The organism is Deltaproteobacteria bacterium (assembly GCA_019308905.1).
Lineage (GTDB): Bacteria > Desulfobacterota > BSN033 > WVXP01 > WVXP01 > JAFDHF01.
On sequence record JAFDHF010000001.1, the window covers coordinates 223,200 to 234,044 of the forward strand.

6 protein-coding genes, 1 tRNA gene and 1 pseudogene are annotated in these 10,845 nt (G+C 56.9%); 3 read left to right on the plus strand and 5 right to left on the minus strand.

What is annotated here, in order from left to right; genetic code table 11:
• The first annotated feature begins 87 nt into the window (after positions 1-87).
• The 3 genes and pseudogenes from JRJ26_01025 (at position 88) to JRJ26_01035 (ending at position 5,437) form a co-directional block, all read left to right on the plus strand.
• On the plus strand, positions 88-3,312 hold the full coding sequence (locus JRJ26_01025) for a cyclic nucleotide-binding domain-containing protein (protein MBW2056058.1): 3,225 nt from the start codon (positions 88-90) through the stop codon (positions 3,310-3,312).
• A complete protein-coding gene (locus JRJ26_01030) occupies positions 3,305-4,831 on the plus strand; it encodes a hypothetical protein (GenBank protein MBW2056059.1) in 1,527 nt (508 codons plus the stop codon). Before JRJ26_01025 ends, JRJ26_01030 begins: the two co-directional genes overlap by 8 nt.
• Positions 4,832-4,852: 21 nt before the next feature.
• Positions 4,853-5,437 (plus strand): annotated as a pseudogene (locus JRJ26_01035) (adenylate/guanylate cyclase domain-containing protein).
• A gap of 104 nt (positions 5,438-5,541) precedes the next feature.
• On the opposite strand, the gene JRJ26_01040 reads toward JRJ26_01035, so the two are convergent.
• The 5 genes from JRJ26_01040 to JRJ26_01060 all read right to left on the minus strand — a co-directional run bounded on the left by JRJ26_01040 (position 5,542) and on the right by JRJ26_01060 (position 10,496).
• Positions 5,542-6,105: a DUF4202 family protein gene (locus JRJ26_01040; protein ID MBW2056060.1), complete on the minus strand. Its 564-nt coding sequence runs from the start codon at positions 6,103-6,105 to the stop codon at positions 5,542-5,544.
• Positions 6,106-6,118: 13 nt separating this feature from the next.
• On the minus strand, positions 6,119-7,450 hold the full coding sequence (locus JRJ26_01045; GenBank protein MBW2056061.1) for an NTP transferase domain-containing protein: 1,332 nt from the start codon (positions 7,448-7,450) through the stop codon (positions 6,119-6,121).
• A 4-nt stretch (positions 7,451-7,454) separates the two neighbouring features.
• On the minus strand, positions 7,455-8,549 hold the full coding sequence (locus JRJ26_01050) for an inositol-3-phosphate synthase (protein ID MBW2056062.1): 1,095 nt from the start codon (positions 8,547-8,549) through the stop codon (positions 7,455-7,457).
• An 801-nt stretch (positions 8,550-9,350) separates the two neighbouring features.
• Positions 9,351-9,426: transfer RNA gene (locus JRJ26_01055), tRNA-Arg, on the minus strand.
• Between the two features lie 8 nt (positions 9,427-9,434).
• A complete protein-coding gene (locus tag JRJ26_01060) occupies positions 9,435-10,496 on the minus strand; it encodes a tyrosine-type recombinase/integrase (GenBank protein MBW2056063.1) in 1,062 nt (353 codons plus the stop codon).
• Positions 10,497-10,845: the final 349 nt, after the last annotated feature.

Genomic DNA, 10,845 nt, shown 5'->3' on the forward strand with positions numbered 1-10,845 from the left:
TGTTCTGCCTCCGGCCTTGCGGAAAACATGCTACTATCGTAGAATCGGTTCTCGTTGCCGCTGCGCGTCAGAAACAGGAGCCTGCACATGAATATTCCGTCAACGATCCTACATAGGGTGATTACCGTCCGTTCCGAGGAGTACAAGGCTTTCGGCTGGACGGCCGGCTTGATGTTCTTGATTCTGTCCAGTCAGATTCTTTTTGCAAACTTTGCCGACACGGCCTTTATCAAGCGATTCGGCGTCCAGTACCTCCCGCACATGTTCGTCATCGACGCCGTGTTCGTCTTCTTTGCCATGGACCTGGTCCGGGCATTGGTGGGGAAGTACTCTCCCATGGTACTCCTGACGCGGATCCTCTTGATCTTCGCCGCCGTTGAGGTAATCTGCCGGTTTCTGATCCTGCTGAACTTCTCTCTCCTCTACCCTCTAATCTTTCTCCTGCGGCTGCAGATCGACGGCGTAATCCTCATTATCTTCTGGAACATCTGCAACGACATCTTTGACACGCGCCAGGCCAAAAGGATCTTCCCCCTGATTACGGCAGGCGGAATTCTGGGACGTGTCATTGGGAGTTTCTCCACGGACTTCTTGACCCGGGCCACAAACATCGACAATCTTCTCCTCATTTCTGCCGGCCTGCTCTTTCTGGCAGCCGTGGCCAGCCAGCGGGTCGGACGGCTCTTCCCCTCCCCGGTTGCCGCTTCGAAGATATACGCTTCAAAGAAAAAAGGCTGGTCTTCACCCCTTGCCGGTATCAAAGAGATGAGCCTCCTTGCCAAGGGCTCGCTCCTCTTCATGCTTCTAGCAGCCATCCGGGTTCTCCCCAATGTGGTCGGCCCACTTTTCGATTACCAGTACAGCGTGATCCTAGCCCACACCTTTCCCTCCGAAGAAGCTCTTGCCCAGTTCTACGGGGTATTCCGGGGAATACTGAACGTCATCACCTTTGTCGTCCTCATGTTCATCGGAAAGGTACATACCCGGGTCGGGATCCCAAATGCCCTCCTGTTCAGGCCGAGCAACTACTTCTTGGTCTTTGCGCTTCTCCTGTTTCGCTTCAACGTTATCGTGGGGATATACGGAAGGATAAGCATCAGTGTCATCACCACGACTCTGCACAATCCTGCAAACAACATCCTTATCAACCTCTTTCCCGATAGGTTCAGGGCCAAGATACGTCCTTTCCTCCAGATGGTCTCCAGGGCAGGAAGCCTGCTTGGTTCCCTGATACTCGTGGGGCTCAACGCTTTCATCCCTACCAGCTACTTCTCCATCTTCGGCCTTATCTTCGCGGCCCCTTGGATTCTCGTGACTCTCCGGCTGAAGAAGCGGTATTCCTCCTTTCTCCTGGAGAGCCTGCTGGAAAAGCAGGTCGACCTGAGAGAGCTCCAGGAGGTCGATCTGACAGTTCTGGTTCAGGACAGGGAAGCCCTCGACACGTTGCTCAAGGGGTTGCGCGAGGAAAAGGGGCAGGCCGCGGTCCTCTGTGCCCGAATCCTCGACGAAGCCCGCTACCCGAAGCTCGGTGAGACCATACTCTCGCTTATCGGTGAAAAGGACAGGGCCGTGCAGGCCGAGCTCCTCGACCTGCTGAAGCCGGAGGAAGCGCCCGTAGTTGTTCCGGCCCTGATTGAAATGACCGAGACGGCCCCTCAAGAACTCCGTCCGCACCTGGTCAGAGCCGTGGCAAGGCTCGCCCCTACCGAAAACATCGACTTTCTAAGGCGAATGTACGAGGCTCCTGACAGGGCGCTTCAGGCAGAGGCCATTGTCGGGTTATACAACGGCGGGATGGGAGAGACCGGGTATTCCCTTCTTTCAAATTGGCTGGAAAGCCGAGATCGGGAAGACTTACTCCTTGCCGTCACCACCGCAGCCAGGACAGGAGAGGCAAAACTGGCCGATGGCCTCTATGCGATTCTTGAAAAGGAGGAAGATCCCGTAGTCCGCGCAAGAACCATTGAGGCCTTGGGTGCCTTGGACATACCGGGCAGGAATGACAGGATAATCCCATGGCTCAGGAGCCCAAGTCCGGCAGTCAGACGTGCCGTCCTTGAAGCCCTGGCCCTGGACGACGAAGAGGCCCTGGGGCAGGCGATCGAGATGCTCGGAGACGAGTCCCCGGACGTGAGAAAGACGGCACTGAAACGGATCGAAGAGACCGGCAAAAGGGCCGTCCCACTCCTCCTGAAATCTCTCACCTCTCCCAGGAGGGTCCTCAAAGACGGAGTCCTCACCCTCCTCGAAAGGCTGGAGGTCAAAGACCTAGAGTTTTCGGAGGTCATCACCAGGGAGATCCGTCAGGCATACGAGAACATTCGCACCATCGAGAGCCTCAAGGCCCTCGAGCAGACACCCGCCCTCGCCCTCCTGGTCAAGCACCTTCAGGACAGGAACGAAGACGCGGTCTTCACTGTTTTCCGAATCCTGGAGGTTCAGGGAGGAGGCACACAGATGCGCACCGTCTATCGGGGTCTGAAGGCCGGAGCCAGGGATAGGGCGAACGCTCTCGAAACGCTGGAAACCACCCTCAATCCCGTCCTGACCCACATTTTGATCCCTCTCATCGAGGACATCCCTGCTCAAGAAAAGCTGAAAATCGCCGGGAAACAATTCGGCCTTGACGGAGCCACACGCTCCGACCCTGCATCCGTCCTTGGAGACCTTCTGGTCAGCAACGATCCCATAACCCAGATCTGTGCCCTCTCCGTGATCGGCGAAGCAAGGATGGCAGGGTTTTCTGATAAACTCGAAAGTCTCAGGAATCATCCGGACCTGATGGTCAGGCAAACAGCGGGGCAGGCCCTGGACAGGATCAAAGGAACCGACAGGGGAACAGAAGGAAAAACCTCGCTGTCTACGACAGACAAGATGATCCACCTCAAAGGGGCATACATTTTCTCCGACCTTCAGGTCAGAGAGCTCGCAGCCATAAGCTCGGCAACCACGCAAAAGGACTGCTCCGCGGGTGACGTGGTCGTCAGAGAGGGAGATCCGGGCGACAACATGTTCTTGATCATCTCGGGACAATTCTCGGTGATCCAGAAGGACGGTACAGACCAAGGCCTGGTCATCAATACGATCGGAAGCGGCGACTACTTCGGAGAGATGGCCCTCTTTGAAGACAAGCCCAGAGCCAATACCGTAAAGGCCGATACCGACTCGAAACTCCTGGTTCTTGGAAAGAGTCAATTTGAGGATATCATGAGACATTTCCCTCAGATTCCCATCAATATCTGCCGGGTCTTCAGCCGCCGGATAAGAGAGTCGGAAGAGAAACTCTCGAGCGGAGGGGAGACCGTTGCCTAGGCTGAGGTTCTCCGGGCTCTTTGCCCGCGGCCCCATCACCATCCGGCGCAGCCTCCTGCGCAACATGGTTTTGCTGATTTTGCTCACCTCGGGCGCGATCTTGGCGGTGGTCTATTTTGCAGGGTCGCGAAGGATAGCCAGAGACTTCTCACGCTCCCTCATAAGGCTGACCACCGACCGGACCGCTGCTGAACTCAGGCAGTCATTCGCGCCGATAATGAGGAACCTCATGGTTGCAAGGGATTGGGGACGTGAGGGTATGCTGGACGATTCAGGCGATTCACGGCGTCTAAACGCGCTTTTCATTCCTCTACTGGAGCAGTTTCCGCAGATTTCTTCCTTGAACCTGGCGAATACCGATGGATTTGGACATCTCCTGCTCCGGGATCCAGAGACGTGGACATGGAAAAACCGAATCGTCCGGGCCGATAGCTGGGGAAAGAAGACGCTGTGGAGGCGCTGGAAAGACGCGGAACATCTGATCGACGAGTCCTGGAAAGAACTGGACTACGATCCCAGGGAAACCAAGTGGTTTCAGGGAGCCATCAGCCGGGAGGGCGAAGGCGAGCCGTACTGGACAGAACCTTATACCTTCTTCACAACCAAAGACCCCGGCATCACCGCTTCCATCGCATGGAGGCCGAGAGTGGGCCGTGGCCCTACTTATGTGATCGCCTATGACATCCTCTTGACAGACATCTCCATTTTCACCACCGGGCTTCAGGTGAGTGAGCACGGAAAGTCTCTCGTCCTCACCGAGGATGGAACCATGATAGGACTGCCACGGGATCAGAGGTTTCAGAGCATCGCAGACATCAAGAAAGCCGCCCTGTCTCAAGTGGAAAACCTGGGAGTCCCCCCCCTGGCAGACGCCTTCAAGACCTGGAAGACGATGGATGGAGGCAGCCGTGATTTTTTCCGGTACAAGAGTGGAGATGCATACTGGTGGGCAGGGTTCCACCCTTTCCATCTCGGAAACTGGACTCTCTGGATGGCCTGCCTTGTACCGGAGGCCGATTTTCTCGCCGAAGCCAAGAGACGGCGTGACATGATTCTCCTGATTACCATGGGAGCTCTGGCAGTGGCGGTCTTGATGGCCACGGTCCTTGCCCGCCGGTACGGTCGGCCCTTGGAGGAGCTGGCCGAGCAAAGCCGGCGGATTCGTGACCTGGATCTGAGGACAGGCGACCGTGTGAACTCCAAGCTGGCAGAGGTTAACCAATTGGCCGAGGCCCAGGAACAGATGCTATCGGGGCTCCGGTCTTTTGCCCGTTACGTGCCTGTCGAACTGGTGCGGGAACTCCTCCGGCGCGGTGAAGTGGCCCAGATCGGAGGGCGGAGCGAAGTGCTTACGATTCTCTTTACCGATATCCGCGGGTTCACAACCATTGCCGAGGGAATGTCTCCGGAGACTCTGACAGCCCAGATGGCAGAGTACTTCGATGGGATGCTTGAGGTCCTCCATTCGAACAACGCCACGGTCGACAAGTTTGTGGGCGATGCCATCGTGGCCTTTTGAGGAGCGCCAAATCCAGACCCTCAACAGGCGACAAACGCCGTAAAGGCGGTCCTCCTCTGCCAGAGAAGACTCGTCGAGTTCAACCGAAACTGGGTTGAACATGGGCTGCCTCCCCTGCCTACCTGCTTCGGTCTCAACACGGGCACCGTAGTGGTGGGAAACGTAGGGGCCCCTTCCCGCCTGAGTTACACGGCCCTCGGTGACGCGGTAAACCTCGCCAGCCGGCTGGAGGCTCTCAATCGTGTCTACGGGACTTCGGCGCTTGCTTCCAGGCCTGTTCGGGACAAAGCCGGCGAGGAATTCCTCTGGCGCCAGGTCGACCTGGTAGCGGTAAAGGGAAAAACCCGCGGGGTCAGGATCTTCGAACTGCTCGGGCAAAAAGACGAGGTGGATCAAAAGATCCTGGCTTTTGCAAAGAACTACGAGGAAGCCTTTTCGCTCTATGAGTCACGGCAATTCAGGCGGGCTCTGGAGCTCCTGAGGGAGATCGAGGCAGAACATCCCGGGGACCTTTCTGTCCGCCGACTTTCTGGGCTCTGCAAGGATTATGATCAAGGCCCTCCCCCAGAGGATTGGGACGGGGTCTCCCGCTTCACGGTAAAGTAGGCACCCGCGATCGGCTCAGCCTGCCCCAGGACGGGATCAGAGAAGCCGCATCCCCTTTTCATTAGGCGAATAAATAAGGCTGCACACGGGGCAAAGGGAGCGTCTCAGAAAGCCTCTTGATCCTTTTGAGGAACCCTCCTTATCGACTCGTCGATCAGTGCCGTGAGGGTCCCGTCTTCATAGCACAAGGCGAGTATGATCTCCCTGGCTCGCGCCGAGACACGTCGATACCCCCAGATGCAGCGGCGCTTGGTCTCTTCCCAGCCTTCCCTTTTGTAGTATAGAGGGAGATTCACTTCAAAAAAGGAGATACTGTCCGCATCCCTAAGGAGATCCGACCAACGGTCTCCACCGACCTCATGGAGTTCCACCAGCCGGCAGGCCTCCTCGATGGTAGGCCCGGCTACGCCGCACTCCTCCAGGATCGCCCGCAGGATTTTTGCCCCCTGTAACGCATGAGCCGCTTTGAAGGCGTCAAAGTCCGCATAATCCGAGCGGCGCACTTTTGTCGGGCCTACGGCCCGGTCTATGTCATGGGCAAGGGCCGCAACCTGGATTGCTTGACCGCTCTCAGGATCGAGCCTCAAGACCCATTCAAGGGTATTTTCCGCGTGCAGGGCGTCCTCCGGGACCTCGGAGCGGGCTACGATCGCCCTTATTCTCTCCATTGCACGGTCTATGCTATCCACGATCCCGACAGATCACTATACGGCGTATGGCTTCGATGTTCATCACAGTGGCGATCACAACCAGTGCCAGATATGCCTGGTTGGCTATGGCGCCCAGAAACACCACGAAGACGCGCATATCACGGCCGAGGCGCAGCCTCGAGATGCGGCCCACCTTTTCCGCCATGAGGCTGTCGTATTTGTCTGCCGTATAGCTCACCACGAAAGAACCGATAACCGCGAGGAATCCCGCCCAGAGTATGCCGCTCTCCGCCCTGTCCCGAAAGGCGTGCCAGGTGAGGCAGAACAGCAGAAAGGCATCCGCGTAACGGTCAAGCACCGCATCAAGCCAGCCTCCGTACGCGCTACTCCGGAACTTGAGCCGTGCCACCTCACCGTCGCAACCGTCTATGATCGAGGCGAACTGAGCCAGCAGCCCCCCCAGCAAAAGGGCGAGATAGCCCCTCTGGACGAAAAGACCGGCAGCCAGGACCGAACAGAAAAAGGAGAAAAGGGATATCTGATTCGGGGTGATTCGGCGGTTCGCCAGACGTCTCGATATGCTCAGAGAGATGGGCCGGTTGAGATAACGTGATACAGGCCCGTCGTTGGATTTCTCCCCCAGATTAGCCACAAGAGCCTTCTCGGCCCGCCTCAGAGCGGGGAGATCATCCACGTCGATCCAAAACCGACCGGTGATCTCGACCGCCTTGGCACGCTCATCGGCGGCAAGAACGCGCACCGCGCCCGACAGGCTAGTGTCTCCGTGTTCTTCCGCACAGCGCTCGACCGCGCCGAATATGCCGGAAGTACAGAGGAAGATACCGGTGTCAAAGCCGTCGAAGTCCCTCAAACCCTTGCCGATATCACGGATCCTATCCCCTTCCGTCTTCACCCGCGTAACATCCTCCATGTCGATCAAAGGATTCGACATGCCCTTGTCCACAGCGAGGGCGATTTCACCCTCCCCCAGAGGGACCTCCTTCAATTTCCGGGCTATGGAAGGATCAAACAACTGATCTGCCATGAGCAGCAAGAAGGGCCCGTGTACGTACTCCCGTGCCTTTAGCACTGAAAGGCCGTTTCCTTTTCTCCAATCCCGGTTGACGATGGGTGTGATCCGGACTCTCAGAGAAGTGGAGAGACCGGCGAGGAAAGAACGAACCAGCTTCCCGTTGTAACCCGTCGTGACATAGAACTCATCGACTCCGGACTCCACGGCAGAGCGGATGACACGTTCGATCAGGGGCACGCCCAAGACCGGAATAAGGGGTTTACTGTTCCCTATACCCTTAAGTCTGCTGCCTTTGCCGGCTGCGATAATCAGGCACTCCACAACCGCCATCGCCTCAAGCACTGTTGATGAACTGTTCGACCATCTTGAAGGCCTCGTCGTCGGTAAACTGGCGCGGTGGGTGCTTGCAGAAATAGGCCGACGGACCGTAAAGAACCCCGCCCTGGCCGCGTTTCAAAGCGAGTTTAGCGCAGCGAATGGCGTCGATGGTCACACCGGCCGAATTCGGGGAATCCTCCACGGAGAGGCGGAGTTCCAGATTCATCGGAACGTCACCCAGGAGCCTCCCCTCCATTCTGAGAAAACAGATCTTGTTGTCTTTCTGCCAAGGCACATAATCACTGGGACCGATGTGAATGTTTGTGTCTTCCAAGCGCCTGGCCGCCACCGACTGCACGGCTTCGGTCTTGGACTCTTTCTTCGAGACCAGCCGGTGGCGGTTGAGCATGTTGAGAAAGTCTGTGTTGCCACCCGTATTGAGCTGGTAGGTACGGTCGAGCTTGACCCCACGCTTCTTGAACAAGTCGGTCAAGGTACGGTGGATGATGGTGGCGCCCATTTGGGATTTGACGTCGTCGCCGATCAGAGGGACGTTCCGATCCTCAAAGCGCTTTGCCCACACAGGGTCGCTTGCGATGAAAACCGGCATATTGTTAACAAAAGCAACCCCTGCCTCCAGCGCGCAGTCAGCATAGAACCTGGCTGCATCCTCAGAGCCGACAGGCAGGTAGTTCATCAGGATTTCTGTACCGGACTCTTTGAGCGCCTCGATCACTTCCTTCCCCGTGGGCTCGGGTTCGTCAGCCGGAACAAAGGTATATCTTTCGTCGTATTCACTCATATGGTCCGACACACCATCAAGAATCTTGCCCATCTGGACGGTCACTCCGGACTTGGGGAGATCTGGGCAGAAGACGGTAGTACAGTTTGGATCGGCAAAGATGGCCTCGTGGACGTCCACCCCCACCTTTCGTTTGTCCACATCGAAAGCCGAAACGACCTCAATGTCTCCCGGCCCGAACTCTCCGATCTTCCAGTGCATCAGGCCGATCGCATCTTCCGGGTTCTTGTCCCTGTAATAATGGAATGCCTGAATCAAGGAACTGGCGCAATTTCCCACTCCAACAATACCGATTCTAATCTTGCTCACAGAATAATCACCTCCTTGCTGTACTATGCTAATCCGATCTCGGCGACAGAGAACGATCCAGGTCTATGCCAAGCTTCAGCCGATCTCCAGTTGCTCCCACAACCGGGGTCCCACCCATCGGCCCTCCAATCACTGCACTCACACCTGAAAAACAGTCGACCGAGCCGAAGACCGAACATGGATCGCCCGAAATGCGTCAGCCAGATCGAGAGGCCGGCATCTCCGCCTTTTCCGATCATCGGATCCAGAGGGTCTTCCTGTAGAAAGGTGGATCGGCGGACATGCCCTTGCAATACGGTTCGTCTCGGGGCTGTCTGTCAGCGTGGACCGCAGTCGTTCGGTCGTCGTAGGCGAGACCGGCAGAATCCACAAGGGCACAGCAATAGAATAGCCATGGGGAACGCTTTTGTCAAACAGAAAGGGCAGAAAAAAAGATCAGGAAACCCTTGTGGGAGCAAACACCGCCTATTCTGTTCAGAAATGCGACCCCCCTCTTCTCCAGCTCGTCTGCCGTCTCAAGGCTCCATCCCATATTAGCAGATCGAAAAATCAAGTCAAGTCTCAGGGAGTCAAACCCCGGGTCCCGAACAGGGAGAACCCCCAGGAAGACCAATTGGCTTTCCGGGGCGGGACCGCTAGAATATACGATCGATCAGGTATCCCGGCAGCGCACCTGAGGCTGGATCCCGAGCAGGAGGTAGACTGGGCTGTTGGTAGGATCGTGAAGAAATTCGGCGGGAAGGCCGCCAGGATCATCCTGGGAGGGGTTTCCGTGGTCCTGGCCTTCCTATCACTGGGTGATGGCGCGCCTGGCAGGACTCGAACCTGCAACCTACGGATTAGAAGTCCGTTGCTCTTTCCATTGAGCTACAGGCGCATCAACGGTTAGCGCCGATTCAGTACCTTTACTGTTGGGGAAATCGTTGGGACTTTTTCCAGCCTCTTCATGATGGCGCGCTTTCTTGCCATGTCAACGTGAATGTACTTCTGGGTCGTCCTGAAGTCGGAATGTCCCATGAGCTCCTGGACTGCATAGGGATCATCATGCGCTTGACTGCCCGCCCTCGATCCGAAGGTATGTCTCAGGTCGTGAATTCTCACGTCTTCCCCCAGGCCGGCAAGCCTCCTGACCTTCTGCCAGACCCTGTCCAGGTGCCAGACCGTGTACGGGAAAATGACCTCACCCTTTGCCACCTTGCCGTTCCTTATAGCCCTTTTGAGGCTTTCGGTCAAGACATCGTTCAGGGGTGTCACAACGTCCCGCTTTTTGCCCTTTCGGACCATCCGGGGTATCCTGATCCAGCCGGCCCTGAAATTGACCATCTCCGGGTCGTTTCTCAGGGCCAGGACCTCACCCACCCTGTAGCCGGCATTGATAAGCACCCTGAACAGAGGCTCGAGATCCGGCTCCACCTCGGCCAGGGCCTCAAACATCCGGCTCTCTTCATCCTCGGTCAAGAAGCGCTCTCTGCCGAATTCGGGAAACCTCTTGACCCCTCTGACCGGGTTGGGCAGCTTTGCCACGTTGAAGGCATGGCTCAGAAGGGCAAGCTCCCGGTTGACGGATGCAAGGCCCGTCCTGCCCTTTGCCTCTATCTCCTGCCTCCTCTCCCTCTTGTAACGCTCCACGTCCATCCGGCTTATCTGTGAGACCCGCTTCCCGCCGAAAAACGCCTTCAGGTGAACCGCCGAGGTCCTGTCCCTTGCATGGGACTTTTCGGCCTTGTTGATCGAGACCTCGGCAAGGTAGGTGTCAATGAACCTCGAAAAGCCGGGGTCCTGTGCCTTTGGCCTCAGCCTTCCCTCTATCAGGGCCGTCTTGCGCCTTGCCGCCTCCTCTTTGGCAAAGGTCTTTGACACCCGGCCCAGGCATTCCGTGTACCGCCTGCCCCTCACCCAAAAGTCGACGTAGTAGGACTGACCCCTCTTGTAGACTCCTGATCCCATTCTCCCACCTCCTCTATTTGAAAAGTCGCCTCAAGCCCTGTCCTGTCGCCTGGCATCCCTCCTTTCTCCATTCCCCTATGGTTTACCCTTGCCCGATCCGAGATCGTGCGACACAGGGCAAATATGCGCGTCATCTTGCCCTTGAGCATCAACGGTTTCCCGGCACGCTCCAGGCCGCGCCTGTCAAGGGATTGCGGAGGCCTCCCTCAGAACAAAGCGGCCGGCATCACACGTGGGTCCAGAAGATGAGCTCGCGCTACCTTCAAACGTGATCCGCCGGCCTTGTTGGTCAAAAAAAATAGCCATCCCCTGGACCTGATTTCATGCTACCAAATGATACCCGGAATGT